The sequence below is a fragment of the Acidobacteriota bacterium genome (assembly GCA_039030395.1).
Classification (GTDB): Bacteria; Acidobacteriota; Thermoanaerobaculia; order Multivoradales; family JBCCEF01; genus JBCCEF01.
In genome coordinates, this window is sequence record JBCCEF010000003.1 from 356,211 (window position 1) to 372,198 (window position 15,988).

10 protein-coding genes and 1 tRNA gene are annotated in these 15,988 nt (G+C 64.6%); 7 read left to right on the forward strand and 4 right to left on the reverse strand.

What is annotated here, in order from left to right:
• The first annotated feature begins 38 nt into the window (after positions 1 to 38).
• The 5 genes from AAF481_05825 (at position 39) to AAF481_05845 (ending at position 8,144) form a co-directional block, all read left to right on the forward strand.
• Positions 39 to 1,820 (forward strand): GGDEF domain-containing protein, encoded by a 1,782-nt coding sequence (locus AAF481_05825; protein MEM7480672.1) that lies wholly within the window; start codon positions 39 to 41, stop codon positions 1,818 to 1,820.
• A gap of 171 nt (positions 1,821 to 1,991) precedes the next feature.
• Positions 1,992 to 4,415, forward strand: a complete 2,424-nt coding sequence (locus tag AAF481_05830) for a TonB-dependent receptor (protein ID MEM7480673.1) — start codon at positions 1,992 to 1,994, stop codon at positions 4,413 to 4,415.
• Between the two features lie 358 nt (positions 4,416 to 4,773).
• On the forward strand, positions 4,774 to 6,126 hold the full coding sequence (locus AAF481_05835; protein ID MEM7480674.1) for a hypothetical protein: 1,353 nt from the start codon (positions 4,774 to 4,776) through the stop codon (positions 6,124 to 6,126).
• A gap of 10 nt (positions 6,127 to 6,136) precedes the next feature.
• Positions 6,137 to 6,586 (forward strand): hypothetical protein, encoded by a 450-nt coding sequence (locus tag AAF481_05840; protein ID MEM7480675.1) that lies wholly within the window; start codon positions 6,137 to 6,139, stop codon positions 6,584 to 6,586.
• 304 nt (positions 6,587 to 6,890) lie between these two features.
• Positions 6,891 to 8,144: a DUF2142 domain-containing protein gene (locus tag AAF481_05845; GenBank protein MEM7480676.1), complete on the forward strand. Its 1,254-nt coding sequence runs from the start codon at positions 6,891 to 6,893 to the stop codon at positions 8,142 to 8,144.
• 231 nt (positions 8,145 to 8,375) lie between these two features.
• On the opposite strand, the gene AAF481_05850 is transcribed toward AAF481_05845, so the two are convergent.
• Positions 8,376 to 8,467 (reverse strand) — tRNA-Ser (locus AAF481_05850).
• 143 nt (positions 8,468 to 8,610) lie between these two features.
• Between AAF481_05850 and tkt the strand changes: the two genes are divergently transcribed.
• Together tkt and AAF481_05860 are read left to right on the forward strand one after the other, a co-directional pair.
• Positions 8,611 to 10,644, forward strand: coding sequence for a transketolase (tkt, locus tag AAF481_05855; GenBank protein ID MEM7480677.1), 2,034 nt, complete (start codon positions 8,611 to 8,613; stop codon positions 10,642 to 10,644).
• Positions 10,645 to 10,759: 115 nt separating this feature from the next.
• Positions 10,760 to 13,123: an acyl-CoA dehydrogenase gene (locus tag AAF481_05860; GenBank protein ID MEM7480678.1), complete on the forward strand. Its 2,364-nt coding sequence runs from the start codon at positions 10,760 to 10,762 to the stop codon at positions 13,121 to 13,123.
• A 3-nt stretch (positions 13,124 to 13,126) separates the two neighbouring features.
• Here the strand turns inward: AAF481_05860 and AAF481_05865 are convergent, their stop codons facing one another.
• The 3 genes from AAF481_05865 to AAF481_05875 all read right to left on the reverse strand — a co-directional run bounded on the left by AAF481_05865 (position 13,127) and on the right by AAF481_05875 (position 15,205).
• Entirely contained in the window at positions 13,127 to 13,636 is a 510-nt protein-coding gene (locus tag AAF481_05865) for a DinB family protein (protein ID MEM7480679.1), read from the reverse strand.
• A gap of 98 nt (positions 13,637 to 13,734) precedes the next feature.
• Positions 13,735 to 14,613: a hypothetical protein gene (locus AAF481_05870; protein ID MEM7480680.1), complete on the reverse strand. Its 879-nt coding sequence runs from the start codon at positions 14,611 to 14,613 to the stop codon at positions 13,735 to 13,737.
• 124 nt (positions 14,614 to 14,737) lie between these two features.
• Entirely contained in the window at positions 14,738 to 15,205 is a 468-nt protein-coding gene (locus AAF481_05875; protein MEM7480681.1) for a GyrI-like domain-containing protein, read from the reverse strand.
• Positions 15,206 to 15,988: the final 783 nt, after the last annotated feature.

The following is a 15,988-nucleotide window of genomic DNA, read 5'->3' on the forward strand; positions in this document are numbered from 1 at the left end:
TACGGCATCGCTGCTAGCATCTGTGGGTCGATTCCGCCATGCCGATTTCCCCCAGGCTTCGCGCCTTTCTCGTGACCGGTTTGCCGCCGCTGGCGGGTGGCGCCCTGGTGCTCCTCAGTCTTCCTTGGGGCGTTGCGCCGGCCACCCGCATCGTGCCCGGAGTGGCGAATCCTTCTACCCTTGTCGGATTGTGGATCGTCCTGACCGTGGTCGCCGCCGTCGCCGCCATCCATCGGCCCCTCGGCGGACGCACCCTGGCGGCGGGAGCCATCGTGGTGCCCGCGGCGCTCGCACTCTTCGGTCCGCCCTTTGCGGCCCTGCTGGCGGGGCTGGCGGTCGGGGTGGGTGGACTGGCCTCGGACGCCCGTCCCCCATGGAGCCGATGGCTGCTGCGCCACGCCCGCGCCGCCATGCGCTACGCCGTAGCGGTGCTCGCGGCGGGCTTCCTCGCCGGTTTCCATCGTCCGCAGGTAGCTGCCAGTTTCGCCGCTTCGGTCAGGCCCCTGCTCGCTGCGCTGGTCGGCTACTTGTTGCTGCAACTCGCCTTTACCGCGGCAGACCGCTTGCTGCAGGCGGTCGATCCGCGACCGATGTGGCGGCGGAGTCTCGCCTGGCGGGATCTCCCGCCGCTGGCCATCGAAGCGGTGGCCTGGCTCGCCGGTTGCGCGGCGGTAGTGGCCGGTCGGCGGGCCGGTTGGTGGCCGGTGGCCATCCTGCTCGCCGCGATCGCCGCCGTCTCCTTTGAGGCCGCCCGCAACCGCTGGCGTCTACGGTCCGCCAGCCGTCGCCTCGAAGGTTTCGACCGGGTCCGCCAAGCGTCCGAACGAATGATCGGTCCGGGGATCGAGCTGGCGGCGGTGATCGACCGCATTCGGAGCGAGTGCGTCGACGTGGTCGACTGTAGCTACTTCGCTCTCGCCCTCCACTCGGCCGAGGACGGTGCTGCACGGGAGGGCGCCGAGACTGCGCAAGGCTCGGCGCGCCGTTGGTGGGCCGGCCCGGACGGAGCGCTGCGCGAAGGGATCGTCCAGTTGACGTCTCATCCCCCTCCGATTCCCGGTGTACACCGGCGATCCGAATGGCAAATTCTCACCCGCTCCCTGGGCGAGCGCGAAGGGGTGTCGGCGCGGTTGCGGTTGTGGTGTGATCCCCGCCGTCTGGTGGACGATCAGCTCACCCTGTTCGATGCGCTGCTGCCGCAGATGTCCGCCTCGCTGCACCAAGCGCTACTCGATCGTGAAGCGCGCGAAGATCCCCTGACCGGTGCCGCCGTTCGGCGGGTGCTCGAACGGCGCCTGGCGGAGGCCTACGTTCGGGCGGTCGAGGGCGGCGGCGCCTTCGGCGTCATCCTGTGCGACCTCGACCATTTCAAGGCGATCAACGACACCCACGGCCACGGCGCCGGCGACCAGGCCTTGATCGCCGTCGCCCAGACCCTCGCCACCCACAAGCGAGACCGCGACCTCTTCGCCCGCTACGGCGGTGAAGAGTTTGCCCTGCTGCTCGAGGACATCGATGGGCCCACCGCCCTCACCATTGCCGACCGCCTGCGCCAGCGGGTCGCCGAGATCGATCTCGAAGTCGAAGGCCGGGCCATTCCGCTGCGCATGAGCGCCGGCATCGCCGTCTTCCCGGAAGTCCACATCAAGACCGCCAGCGAACTGTTTCTGCTGGCCGACGAGGCCCTCTACCAGGCCAAAGACCACGGTCGAAATACCTGTCTGCTCCAGCTCGGCGGCGGCCGCTACCGGCACCCGGACGGGCGGGTTCTGGGAGGCGAGGCGGTTCGAGAAGCTCGCGCCCCACAGTTGTTCGCTTGAGACCTTGGTTCCTGGCTGACAGAAATGAGAGCCACGAAGAACCGCAGTAAACTATGTAGGACAATTGAAATTGAACAATCTCTTGGCGAATGTGATGCCGTCGGCGAGGACGCCGGGTGCTCGCTGTACTTTGGGAGACAACGGCTGGAACTATTGACTTTGGAGGCTGCAATGAAACGATTCGCTGCACTGTTTTTGACCATCTTCTCCATCCTGTTCTTCGCTGCTCTCGCTGCGCCGGCTCTGGCTCAGGAGGCGGAAGAAGAGGAAGCGTCGGTCAGTGAGGAGATCGTGTCGGAAGAGATCACCGTCACCGCTCGGAAAAAAGAAGAGACCCTGCAGGAAGTACCCTTCTCGGTCGTCGCGACCACCGAAGAAGTGCTGCGGGATCGGGGCGCGGAGTCGATCGAGGACGTTTCCGCGAACGTCGCCGGATTCACCGTTCAGAACCTGGGACCCGGCCAGAGCCAGGTCGCCATCCGCGGCGTCTCCGCCGGCCAGATCGTGCGCGACCAGCCGGGTGTGAAGGAGCAAGTGGGCGTCTACCTGGACGAGTCGGTCATTTCCCTCTCCCTCTTCACTCCCGACATCGATCTCTTCGACATGAACCGAGTCGAGGTCCTGCGCGGTCCTCAGGGCACCCTTTTCGGTTCGGGTTCGCTGTCCGGTACGGTGCGCTACATCAGCAACCAGCCGGAGATCGGAGTGCAGGACGGCGTCGCCGAACTTTCGATCCACTCCATCACCGACGGTGACATCGGTGGCAGCGCCAAGGTCGCCTTCAACCAGCCCTTGGGGGAGACGGCGGCCATGCGGATCGCCGCCTACTACACCAGCCTCGGGGGCTACATCGATGCGGTGCAGCCCGGTCTGCGGCTGGACGAAGACGTCAACGGTGGGGATCGCACCGGGGTCCGCTGGTCCTTCCTGATTCGACCGAACGAGCGCTTGAAAATCACGCCGCGTCTCCTCTACCAGGAAGTCGACATGGACGGCTGGAATCGTGCCGATGCCTACAACATCCTCGGCAACCCATTCACCACCACCCGGCCAGCCGTCGACTTCGGGGAGCGTGAGCAGTTCACTCAGATCGGGGAGCCCTTCACGGATGAGTTCCTGCTGGCCGATCTCAACATCGAGTACGACTTCGGCGACCTGAGCCTGACGTCAATCACCTCTTTCACCGATCGCGACGTACTGGTGGTGCGGGATGCGACGGCCTTGACCGCCAGCATCACCGGCGGCACCATCGGCCTCGCGGAGCCGGTCTACTCCATCGATGCGCCCCTCGACGACGCGACGACGGCCCAAACCATCACCCAGGAATTCCGCCTGGCCGGTCAGCGAGATCGGTTGGATTGGGTGACCGGTGTTTTCTACAGCACCACCGAGCGCGACTACGACCAGCGCCTCCTGGTGGACGGATTCGAAACCGCATCGGGTATCTCGACGGTTGGCCTGCGGGCGCCTCGTGACGTGTTGTTCTTTTCGGATCTCGACTACGAGTTCGATCAAGTCGCCCTGTTCGGAGAGGCGACCTACGCCGTGACCGACCGTCTCCATCTCACCGGAGGTCTGCGTTTCTACGACTTCAGCGAAGACCGTACCCAGGTGTTCGACGGCATCTTCGGCAACAACGACAACGGGACCGCCCTGGTTTCGACCACCGGCTCGACCTCGGCGGACGGATTCGCTCCGCGGGTGATCGCCAGCTTCGACGTCACGGAAAACACCCAGTTGAACGCCCAGGTGTCCAAGGGCTTCCGCCTGGGCGGGATCAACGATCCCCTGAACGTGCCGCTCTGCACCCCCGAGGATCTCGACACCTTCGGCGGGCGCGAAACCTGGGAAGACGAAGAACTCTGGAACTATGAAGTGGGCGCCAAGTCCACCCTCCACGGCGGGCGCACCACCGTCAACGTGGCCGCCTTTACGGCGGACATCAGCGATCTGCAGGCGACCGTCACGGCGGGATCGTGCTCCTCCCGGGTGGTCTTCAATGTACCGGACGCCAAGAGCACCGGTCTCGAATTCGAAGTGGCTTCGCAGGTCACCAACTTCTTCGATTTCGCCATCTCCGCCAGCTACAACGACTCGGAGTTGGGGTCGACCCTGACCTCCACCGACGCCGCCGGCAACGTCAGCGTGGTGGCGGGCATCGAGGACGGAGCGCGCTTGCCGACGGTGCCTCGTTTCCAGGCCGCTGTGGCGGCCACTCGGCGTTGGGAAATGAGCCGTGGGTGGGCCGGCTACCTCACCGGCAGCTACCAGCACGTCGGCTCGAGGTTCACCCAAATCGGTGACCAGGCGGCGGGCTTCGGAACCGTCAACCTGTTGGCCTTCGATCCCAACAACATCGGCGGTCCGCTGACCCAAAGCGCCTTCAACTTCGATCCGGAACTCCCGGCCTACGACCTCCTCAACCTCCGTCTCGGTTTCCTCAACGAAACCTGGGATTTCGCCGTCTTCGTCAAGAACATCACCGACGAAGTGGCTCTCCTGGCCCTCGATCAAGAGCGTGGAACTCTGGCGCGAGTCGGCTACCTGACCAACCAGCCGAGAACCTTCGGCGCGACGGCCCGGGTCCGGTTCTAGCAGATTGCTGAAAAGGCCTGTGGCTTATGATTTCAGCAACCTGCTGGATTCTTCATTGCCGGGTCTAGGCGCCCCCTCGATCGAAAACACCAGTGTTTTCGGTCTCACCCCATCCACGGCGCCTGCGGCGCCGCCTCGCCTGTCAGGCTTGGTGCAGGGTGCTGATATAGATCTTGAGCACCCTGCTAGAGGGTTGCGGAGGGTGACGAAGGCCTTTGGCTTTGCCTTCCTGATCCTCGCTGTCCAGGCGTGGGCCGCATCCTCCGCGGCTGATTCAGCCGCGGAGGATGCCTACCCGTGCGGCGAGCCGCTCGGAAAGCTGCCGGCGAGTGCGTGCCTGTTGCCGCCCGAGTTCGCCATGGCTTCCGATCCGGTCCAGCAGCAGAACACCTTCTACGACTTCATGTGGCGGTCGTTCATCGCATTGAACTGGCCGCATCAAGAGGGCGGGGAGCGCGGCCAACCGAGCCAGACCGACAGCATCCTCACCCAGGCGGGCTTCGGCCCGCTGGTGCCCTCCGTTTGGGAGACTTACCGTTCACCGGACGAGATCTTTCTGCCGCCGGTGCAGTGGAACGACTATCCGAGCTGGAACACCCCACGGCCGCCGACCGCTGGCGCGCCGTTGCCGGCCGGCGCCAGGCCCCTCATGGGGTACTCCGATTTGGTCGAGTACGCCTCGGACATCCTGCAGCCGGACGTCTTCCCGGACCCCACCGGTCTGCTGGTGGACCAATGCGGTGGTGTCGTTCGCTACGAGGTGGCGACCAACCAGGCGTTCTTCACCTACATCGAGCACTTCCGCTACTTCGACTGCAACCAGCAGATCGCCGACGTGCTGCTGCGGGTCGAGGATCCGAACAATCCGGCCGGCTTCCAGCAACCGCCCTTCGGCACCAAGGCGCAGTTCGGCGCCGGAGGCTACCTGCAAGACCTACCGGTGTGGGCGCGCCAGGGCATGGTCGACGTCAAGGCCGCCTGGCGGCCCCTCGACCCGGTCCGCGACCGCCTCGACCGCTATCTCCATCGCAAGATCGACACCGGCGAACGGGTGCAGCTGATGGGGCTGGTGGCCCTCCACATACTGCGCTTCACGCCAAATGGCGCCAATCGGCAAGGACGGGTGGCGGCGACCTTTGAGCAGGTGGACAACGTCTCCCTCGAAGAGGCCGTCTGCCCGGACTTCGAGCCCACCTCGCCGGCGCCCTCGCGGCCGAGCTTCAACCGCGGCACCTCGCCCTCGAACATCCAGTCCCGTCTCGGATTCGAAGGACCCATCCCCACCACCTCACCGACCCCGGTGGACATCTACCGCGTCACTCCCTTGCCCACCGCGGTCCAAACCGCCAACTGCCGCTACCGCAAACTCCTGCGCGGTTCGGTGTTCGAGCACTACCAGCTCATCGGGACCCAGAACAAGCACCCCGGCAAGACCGTGCCCCAATCCGACCCGGCCAACAACGGCCACGAGGGCCCGGTCACCGGCACGTACACCAACACCAACAACCTCATCAACGCCGCCCTCGAGTCCTACACCCAGGCGAACTACAGTTCTATCCTCTGCCACGTCCGAGCGCGCCCCATCGGCGTGCCCATGAAGGCCTCCGAAGTCGACGACTTCAAAACCCTCACCTTCCTCCTCCAAAGCGCCCACGGCCGCCCGATCAAAGGAGTGTGCAACTGCCGACAGTGTTCGGAGGAGGGGGAGTGAGGCTCAATCCATGGCCGATGCAAGAGTCGAAATAGGCGGTCAAGAGGTTCCTGTGTCATCGGTGGGAACCAATCACTCGCTCAACTTCGGCCGTTTCGAACGCGGGGAGATCACGATCCATCGCTACTGGGCGATGGTCCCCAGGCGTTCTGTCGTGCTGAACCTTGAAGCGAAGTACCTCCGCCTCGTTCGAGAGCTTCAAAACGATGATCACTTCGAGCCCTCCAGGCTCAGCCAGATCGGCTATCCGCCCCTCGAAGAGGTTCTTCTTCATCACCCAGCGCACATCTCCGAGATCGTCGATCACCTGGGCCGGGATCTACTGTCTGCCCTCTTTCCGTTCGGTGCTCAAAGCTGCTACGTGATCAACAGCATTGACGGTTTTGAGACGAAGCAAAACGGATTGACGTTCCGAGGTCGGTGCTTCGAGTTCTCAAACATCCACCCCAATCCAGTCTGAAGTTCTTCGAGAAATCCAGGTAGAAAAAAGTGGTTCGGAAGAAGACGAAGGGATTCGCCCAGAAGAGGAGGGAATCCTTCGAGGAGTAGTGGGTAAGTGTCTGCAGACGGGGAGCTTGCGAGTCATCCTCTGTGCTTGCAGCGATCTGCGGCTTGCGACTGCCTGCGCGCCGTTGCGTCTCTCTTCGCCGGTTTCCCGCCGGTTTCGGGGCAATGTCACCTGAAATGTCACTCGCTACTGTGACGGGTAGACTCCGGCGATGCGATCCGCCCTCACTGCTCCAGGCGCTCTTGGAGTCCTTCGAGTGGTGGTGCTTGCTCGGCTACTCCTGCACGTCTTCTTCGTTCCGGTGTACGAGGGGCCAGACGAGCCGTTCCATCTGGCGCGAGCGATGGCGGTTGCCGGCGGCGAGATCGACTCAAGCGGGCAGGTGTCGAGCGAGATTGTCGCCTCGGTCCTCGCGCATCCCTGCGGGCCTGACCTGACGCGTGCGTTCGGCTGTCCTGCCTTTGGTGGGCAAGGTGCTGCCTTCAACATTCTTGGCAAGCACGACGTAGGCGAGGACGCGGAGCCACGAGACAACTACCAAGCACATCAACCTCCGCTGTACTACCTTTTCTCTGGCGCCGTCCTCTGGCTCTTGGGACTTCCGGCGGGTTCTCTCAGTCCCGAATTATCACTCCTGACACTTCGCCTAATCGCCTTCCTGCTGGTTGGGCTGGGGCTCTGGCGGCCACTCCGGACGCTGGGTACGAGCCACGGACGCTGGTTCGAGGGGCTCTTCTTGGGATCGTTGCTGCTGCCGGGAGCGGCGGAGTCCCTGATTCGCGTAGCGAATGATGCTCCTTTGTTTCTATGGTCACTGCTCGTCCTGGTTGCCCTCGACCGTGGGATAGCCGCAGTGTGGATCGCCTCGCTCCTCGCTCTCGGGCCCTTGTTGAAGCTCACGGCACTGCCCGTCGTGGCTTTTGCGGTGGTGGTTCTCTGGCGAAGTCGAGGCCGGATCGCAGCCGTTCTCGGCATGCTGGCGAGCCTCGCCTTCGTTCCGATTCAGCTTCTCCGTGGCTTCGACCGCGGCGGTGTCTTGGAGCTGAATGCACTCAACGGGCTCGAGGAGACTCTCGCGGTTGTCGTCAAGGGGATTATGCACAGCGCGTACACCTTTGTGAAAACGGCAGCTTGGCTTGGTGGGTGGAGTAGCTTCCGACCACCGCTGTCGGTGCTGGTGACCGGCTTTGTGCTTCTCATCGCCTGGGCGATCTGTTCGCGATCGAAGTCATCCGGCGAGAACAGGTTCGCTCATGCGGTTGCCCTCGTCGTCTTCGCAGGAGGATTTCTTCTGTTCGCTATCGGCAAGCGCCAGCTCTTTGACGTGTGGGGTGCGGTGGGCGGGTGGTACTTCTGGGGCATAGTGCCCTGGGTTGCCTGTCTCTTCTCAGACCAAGTACGCCTCGTGCCAGGCAGCCAGAAGCGTCTCTTGCTGGCTTCGGCTGCCTGGCTCGCAATGGCGAACGGTGCCTGGTTCTGGATTTCGCTGAAGCTCTACGGACTGCCGTGAAGACATCGGGCGCTTGAGCACCCTCGTCCAGCAGAATGTCACTCGGGGTACTGCCGCCCCGCCTGGCGAGAGCCGAACCACTCAGTCTGCAGAAGAAATCGATGGCGTGTTCCTAAATGGGCGGAGAGGTTGGTTATCGGGGGCTTCATAGATTCGCCCTGTAGATCGACAGCTGGGGGCTGTCGATCTACAGACCGAAGCGCTCCCGAACCGTCATGAGCTGAAAGCGAATGGCGGAGAGGGAGGGATTCGAACCCTCGGTCCAGGTTACCCCGGACAACTGCTTAGCAGGCAGCCCCGTTCGACCACTCCGGCACCTCTCCGCGAGGCAGGCGCGTCATTCTATGCAGCCCTCGAGGCGGAGTCAAAGACGCCGCGGGCGAGGCATTGCAGGGAGGCGGCGAAACGGCGAGCAATCCACTAGACTAGGCTTGACCGCCACCGACCCCAAGAGGATCCTGAGCCCATGAATCAAGCCTCCGCTCCGGCGACGGCCGCGTCCGCGGACCGCCTCGCGATCAACACGCTGCGTTTCCTCGCCATCGACATGGTCGAAGCCGCCCGCTCCGGCCATCCCGGTGCGCCGATGGGGCAGGCCGCGTTGGCCTACTGGCTGTGGACCCGCTACCTGCGCCACGATCCGGCGAGTCCGGATTGGCTCAACCGCGACCGCTTCGTGCTGTCCTGCGGCCACGCTTCGGCGTTGCTCTATGGGCTGCTGCACCTTTCCGGCTATGACCTGCCGATAGAGGAGCTTAAAAACTTCCGGCAGCTCGGCTCGAAAACGCCGGGCCATCCGGAGCACGGCCACACGGCGGGGGTGGAGACGACTACCGGCCCCCTCGGCCAGGGCTTCGCCAACGCGGTGGGCCTAGCGATGGGCGAGCGGTTGCTGGCGGCGCGGTTCAATCGCGAGGGCTTTCCGATCTTCGACTACCGGACCTGGGTGATCGCCAGCGACGGCGACCTGATGGAGGGGGTGGCCTCGGAGGCGGCTTCCCTCGCCGGCCACTGGGGCCTGGGCAAGCTCAACGTTTTCTACGACGCCAACGAAATCACCATCGACGGATCCACGGATCTGGCCTTTTCGGAAGACGTGGCCGGCCGCTTCGAGGGCTGCGGCTGGCATACCGAGCGGGTGGACGACGGCAACGACCTCGAAGCGATCGACTCCGCTTTGCGCAGCGCCCGGGCCGAGACGGAACGCCCGAGCCTGGTGCTGGTGCGCACCACCATCGGCTACGGCAGCCCCAACCGGGCGGACACCGCTAAGGCCCACGGCGAGCCGCTGGGGGAGGATGAAGCGCGGCGCACCCGAGAGGCTCTGGACTGGCCGATGGAGCCGAGGTTCCATGTGCCGGAGGAGGCCCGAACGGCCTTCGAGAAGGCGGCGGAGCGGGGGGCGCGGCGCACCTTCGAGTGGAATCGCCTGCTGGAGCGCTACACCGCCGAACACCCGGAACCGGCCGCCGAACTCGCAGCGCGCCGCAGCGGAACCCTGCCGGCAGACCTGTGGAACACCCTGCCGGCCTTCGGCCCGGAGGACGGTCCCATCGCCACCCGCAAGGCGTCCGGCAAGGTGCTCAATGCCCTGGCGCCGCATCTGCCGCAACTGGTCGGCGGGTCGGCGGATCTGACCGGCTCGAACAACACCTGGTTGGCAGACGAAGGTGTCTTCAGCCTGGACGACCCGGGCGGGCGCAACGTCCATTTCGGTGTGCGCGAGCACGCCATGGGGTCAATCATGAACGGCCTCTCGCTCTGCCGGTTGTTTATCCCCTACGGCGGCACCTTCCTGATCTTCTCGGATTACATGCGCCCGCCCACCCGCCTGGCGGCGCTCACCGGCCTGCAGAATATCGCCGTCTTCACCCACGACTCGATCTTTCTCGGTGAGGACGGCCCCACCCACCAGCCGATCGGCCAGCTCGCTGCCCTGCGGGCGATTCCCAACGTCACCGTGGTCCGCCCGGCGGACGGCAACGAGACCGCCGCCGCCTGGCGCATCGCGATCGAGAACCGCACCGGCCCGACGGCCCTGGCGCTCACCCGACAAGGGCTGCCGATTGGCGAGGAGCTGGCCGCCCGCGGTCGCGACGGCGCTCTGCGGGGCGGCTACGTGCTGGCCGATCCGCCGGCCGATGCCGCGCCCCGCGCCATCCTGATCGCCACCGGTTCGGAGGTGTCTCTGGCCCTCGCCGCCTCGGAGGCGCTGGCGGCCGAGGGCGTGCCGGTGCGGGTGGTGAGCCTGCCCTGCTGGGAGATCTTCGATCGCCAGGAGCGCTCCTACCGAGAGTCGGTCCTGCCGCCGGGGATCACCGCCCGGCTGGCGATCGAGGCGGCGAGCCCGCTGGGATGGGAGCGTTACGTGGGCCTCGCAGGCGACGTCCTGGCCATGGAAGGCTTCGGCGCCTCGGCGACCTGCGCCGACGTCGCGGAGCACTTCGGTTTCACGGTGCCGAACGTCATCGACCGGGTTCGCGTTCTCCTCGGCGACTAGACGGACTCTCCAGGCGTCGGCCTGGGTGGGGTCCACGGCGCGCCGCCACCCTGTGGGAAGATCGGAGGGATCTCTCTCGCGTCTTCCACCGGGAGAGTCTCCTGAGGAGATTCCCATGGCCGTCGCCGACACTTCCGGTTCCGCCCATTCCCTGACGGAAGACCCGCGTCTCTTCGCCTTCCTGCCGCCCTTCTACGTCGCCTGGGCGGACGGTGAGCTGACCCCTGAAGAGATCGCCGCCATCGGCGACCAGGCCCTCGCCGTGGAGGGTTTGGAGGACTGCTGTCAGGACGCTCTCGAACGCTGGCTCGATCCGGAGCGTCCACCCACCGCCCAGGAACTTCAGAAACTGTTGAGTGCGATCCGCCGGCAGTCGGCCTCGCTTTCCCTCGGGGAGCGGCGGACGATGGCGGAACTGGGGGTGGAGCTGGCGCGGGTGGGCGGCCACGAGCCGGCGCCGGCGGAGATCGAGGCCCTAGAACGCCTGGAGACGGCGTTGTCGTTGCCGAGTGCCGAAGTCACCCGGGCGCTGGTGGTCAAGGAGCGGCCGGTGGTGCCCGAGCCGGTGCCGTCGGCGGCCGCCTTCGAGCCGCACGCCCTGAGGCGCTGGCTCGACGGCGACCGCCACGCGCTCCGCCAGGAAGTTCGCGAGCTGCTCGCCCAGCCGGAGATGCAGCCGCCGGCGGAGGTGTCGAAGGAGGAGTACCGCGAGTGGGTGCTCGCCCGCTGCCGGACCCTGGCAGAGCGCCGCTACGGCGCCCTCGCCCTGCCCGAGGAAGTGGGTGGCAAGGGCGATATCGCTTCCTTCGTGGCGGTGTTCGAGACGCTGGCCCTCGGCGACCTGAGCCTGGTGGTGAAGTTCGGGGTGCAGTTCGGCCTTTTTGCCGGCAGCATCCATCAACTCGGCACCGACAAGCACCATCAAAAGTACCTGCCGGCGGCGGCGAGTCTGGAGTTACCCGGCTGCTTCGCGATGACCGAAACCGGCCACGGCTCCAACGTGGCGGACCTCGAAACGGTGGCTCGCTTCGACCGCGCGACGGACGAGTTCGAGATCCACAGCCCCACGCAGGCGGCGCGCAAGGACTACATCGGCAACGCCGCCCGCCACGGCCGCCTGGCGACGGTCTTCGCGCAGCTCGAAATCGATGGCGAAGGGTTCGGCGTCCACGCGTTCCTGGTGCCGATCCGGGACGAGAGCGGAAACCCCATGGCCGGTGTGGAGATCGGCGACTGCGGCAAGAAACTGGGCTTGAACGGGGTGGACAACGGCCGTCTGCTGTTTGACCGTGTGCGGGTGCCGCGGGAGGCCCTGCTCGATCGCTTCGCCCAGGTCTCCGCCGAAGGCGAGTACACCAGCCCCATCGTCAGTCCCTCGAAGCGCTTCTTTACCATGCTGGGTACCCTGGTGGGAGGGCGGGTGAGCGTGGCCCGGGCGGCCCTCTCGGCTTCCAAAGTGGGCCTGGCGATTGCGGTGCGCTATGGTGACCGGCGCCGACAGTTTGGCGCACCGGGTGAGCCCGAGACCCGTCTGCTGGACTACGTCACCCACCAGCGTCGGCTGATGCCGTTGGTCGCGGAGGCCTACGCTCTGCACTTTGCCCTCGATCACCTGGTCGAGCGCTTCGCCGCCTCGCAGGAAACCGATGGCTCCGGCGAGGACACCAAGGGAGAGGCCCGCCGCGAGGTCGAAACCCTCGCCGCCGCCCTCAAGTCCGTCGCCACCTGGCACGCTACGGATTCCCTCCAGACCTGTCGCGAAGCCTGCGGTGGGCAGGGCTACCTGGCGGTCAACCGATTTGCGGACCTCAAGGCCGACTCGGACATCTTCACCACCTTCGAGGGCGACAACACCGTCCTCCTGCAGCTCGTCGCCAAGAGCCTCCTCGGCGGCTATCGGCACATGTTCGGGAGCTTCAGCACCCTGCGCCTGGCGCGCTACCTGATCGGCCGGGTGGCGACCCATGTGGTGGAAACCAACCCCGTCATCACCCGCAAGACCGACGAGGTCCATTTGCGCGACCGCGAGTTCCAGCGCGGCGCCTTCCGCTGGCGCGAGGAGCGCATGCTCGCCACCGTCGCCCAGCGCCTCAAGAAGCGGATCGACGACGGCATGGAGAGCCAGCAGGCCCTCATCGATTGTCAAGATCATTTGGTCGCCCTGGCAAAGGCCCACGCCGAGCGCATCGTGCTCGACCGCTTCGCGGAGGCCGTCGATGGCACCCCGGAGCCGGAGCTGCGCGCGGTGCTCTCGCTACTTTGCGACCTCTACGCCCTGCACCGGCTGGAGCAGGACCGGGCCTGGTTCTTGGAGCGAGGGTACTTCGAGAGCAACAAGGCCAAGGCTATCCGCGACCTGGTCAACGCCCTGTGCCTCGAAGCGCGCCAGCAAGCGGTGCCGCTGGTTGACGCCTTCGGCATACCGGATGCCGTGTTGGCGGCCCCCATCGCCTTCGATGGAGGCCAGATCGAGACCTGAGGGTCAGCCGAAAGAACCGGGATCGTCCGCCGAAGGTCCATAGACCGAAGGTACGGGCACGTCGAGCAGGCGCAGAAACACCGACATCTGCCCGCGGTGGTGCACGACGTGGCTGAGGATGAAGGAGCGCAAAATCGCCGCTTTCGGCGCCTCCACGGCGATGTGGTCTCCCATCCGGAGTTGCCAGTTTCGGGAAAGGTCTTCATCGGTCACGCCCTGGGTTGAGCCGAAGAACGTCTCTAGCGCCCGGTCGTGGCCTGCGAGCAGCTCGGCTCGAGTGGCGGGATGGAAGGGCTGATAGGCGTCGTCGCCACCGAGGTCCAGAAAATCGGCCTGCAACGTATCCGGTCCCCAACCGGGGATCTCCGCGATGTGCCCGGCCAGGCGGCCGAGGGACATGGACTTCTCGTGCGGTTTCCAGGCGAAGTGCTCTTCCGGTACCACCTCTAGGACCCGACGGGTGGTGGCGGCTTCGTGCTTCATCTCCTGGGCGAAGAGTTTGATCAAGGCCATGGGCTGCTCCTGACTTTCCATAGGGAATGGGATGGACTCGCGGCCTATTAGGTCAATGAGTCCGATGCCCGACGTCAGCCTCCAGAATCGAGGGTGGATCAGTCCGCCCGCCGCACCTCGAATGGCCATTGGATCGAGCAAACGTCGCCTTGGTAGGCGGCGTCTTTCACCGTTAGGGTACCCGACATGCGGTCGTCGGATAGGACGTTGATGGAGTAACGCGCCCGCAGGTCCGCCGCGCCCTCGAAGAGGTCAGAAGTTGTCTTCGAGCCCTGAAAGTTCGGCACCGTCTTGCCGCTGACCCGGACGTCCTTCCCCTGGCGCACCACCACCAGCGTGTCGCCGGACTTGCTGCCGGAGACCTTCATCTGGATGCCGTCGTTGTAGATCTCCACTTTCTCCGTGAAGCCCGGCAAGGTCACCGGGAAGGGCAGCTTCTTGCAGGTCAGTTCGCCGGCCTTGAAGGCCCAGTTCCACTCACCGTCCTCGCACGCTGCCGGCCGCTCCTCGATCTCGGCTTCGCGCACTAGGGTGAAGCGGGTTTGGCCCTCCATTCCGGCGTACTGGTGGGCTGGATCGTCCGTCGTCGCGCCGGCGGTGTCGATCTTGGCCATGACGTCGTAGACCTCCGTGAACTCCTTCGGCGGCTCCTGGCAGTTCTGCCATCGGCCGGCGTCTTCCACCGGCGGCGCGGTGAAGCAGGTCGCTCCGGAGCCATCGAGTTTGCCGGCGGCGAATCCGCTCTTGGCGGCGAGCTCTCGGCCGTTGCGGCTGAAGGTCCAGTTGAGCACCGGCTCGCCCTCCAGGTAGACCGACTGGAAGCACAGCTCCACCGGCTGATGGGCCGATGCTCGAGTCGGGGTGCTTTCGAGAGCGTCGAGTTCGAGCGCAATCTGGCCGGTGACGGGCAGGGCGACCAGCCCAAGGCACAGAAACGAGGTGAGGCGAAGGGCACTAGCTGACGGAATGCGATGCATGATTCAAATCTCCGCTGAGGCATGAGCGCTACACAGTCAACAGATAATTCCATCTCGAGCGTCTGGGTAAGTAGGTATGCTCCCCTAGGATACCAACTGCGTCCCTAGCCTTCTCGGCGCGTGCCTACGCTCCCTTGAGGGGCCAGTTGATTTCGGTCAGCCAGTCGGCGGGATTCGGCACTTCGCCCGGATCCGTCAGGTAGACCTCCCATGGGGCGCCGCCGACCTCTTCGTCATTGTCCTCAAGCCAGTTCTGGATCGCTTCGTGGGCTTGACCCAGACTGTCGTATGAGCCCTTGTGAATCGTGGTTACCACTTCGCCACCGAAGAGAGAGCCGAGCTGGATCTCGCCCTCTCCCTCTCCTGGTCCAGCGATCGGCATGCCCGCTTCAATCGTGACAAGACCTGGACCGAAGCAGGGATAGCGGGAAGTCGGCGGGCCCGCGAAGGGGATGCCCTGCGCTATGGCGTATTGAAATACCGAACCGAACATGGTGCCGAGAGCTTCGGCAATGGCCTCCTGTTTCACTTCGCTTCGCATGAAAAGAAACGGAGTTTCCGCGAGTGTTCTCTTGGTGATTTCGTAGCTCATTTCAGATCCTCCCAACATTGTTTTTTGTAGTTTGCTTGCGATGGACGTCCAGCAGCAAGGCTCGGCGAGGCTCTTGCACTCGCCATCGACCTCAGACTGTCGAGCGAGAGCGGCAGAAGTTCTTCGAGCGGACTAGGCATCGTCTGCATTGTCGCTCAGACGGCTGCGAAAGTCTTGACCCTTCTTGCGATCAGGCGCTGGTCTGCCGCCTCCGTGCCCCTCGGAGCCGCAGCAACGACACCACGCTAGAGAGGAAACGGGGCGGGTATTGAATCTTTACATTGGTGTTCGAGAGGTTCCATGCCGCGAATCGATCCGGATGGCGGAATGATTATATAAGCTGAGTGGTAAGTAATTATAATTGTCGGGAATCACCTTTGGAAGGCACGGAACGAGACATGGCGGCGAGACCTTCGCCCAACGGTCCTCGAAACTCATTTCACAGTGCATGAATAGAAAAAGGGTCTCAATGACTCTCTTCTCAGTTACTTTGTAGCTCATTCCAGGCCCTCCGGGAGTCGTGTTTCTTGCTGACTCTGCAACAAGGGCGGGAATCCACGGCTCTGAGAAGACGGGAAGGTTTTTCGAAGCTTTTTTGAAGGTCTCCTGCCTCGTAGTCATTCAGGGTTTGCCTCAAATCGGCGGAAAGTTGACTCTAGCTAGCCCGAGCAATCCTTCAACGGATGTCGGGCCGGTCTCTTGCTGCTGGGGAGCGAGGTGAACGTGAAGTGGATCAGGGAAGCCTTAGCGGTAGTTCGTTGCCGGAATCGAGGTGTCCAGGGT

Coding starts and splice junctions, on each gene's coding strand:
- AAF481_05825 (MEM7480672.1), top strand. CDS start 39: ATGCCGATTTCCCCCAGGCTTCGCGCCTTTCTCGTGACCGGTTTGCCG.
- AAF481_05830 (MEM7480673.1), top strand. CDS start 1,992: ATGAAACGATTCGCTGCACTGTTTTTGACCATCTTCTCCATCCTGTTC.
- AAF481_05835 (MEM7480674.1), top strand. CDS start 4,774: ATGGCTTCCGATCCGGTCCAGCAGCAGAACACCTTCTACGACTTCATG.
- AAF481_05840 (MEM7480675.1), top strand. CDS start 6,137: ATGGCCGATGCAAGAGTCGAAATAGGCGGTCAAGAGGTTCCTGTGTCA.
- tkt (MEM7480677.1), top strand. CDS start 8,611: ATGAATCAAGCCTCCGCTCCGGCGACGGCCGCGTCCGCGGACCGCCTC.
- AAF481_05860 (MEM7480678.1), top strand. CDS start 10,760: ATGGCCGTCGCCGACACTTCCGGTTCCGCCCATTCCCTGACGGAAGAC.
- AAF481_05865 (MEM7480679.1), bottom strand. CDS start 13,636: ATGGCCTTGATCAAACTCTTCGCCCAGGAGATGAAGCACGAAGCCGCC.
- AAF481_05870 (MEM7480680.1), bottom strand. CDS start 14,613: ATGCATCGCATTCCGTCAGCTAGTGCCCTTCGCCTCACCTCGTTTCTG.
- AAF481_05875 (MEM7480681.1), bottom strand. CDS start 15,205: ATGAGCTACGAAATCACCAAGAGAACACTCGCGGAAACTCCGTTTCTT.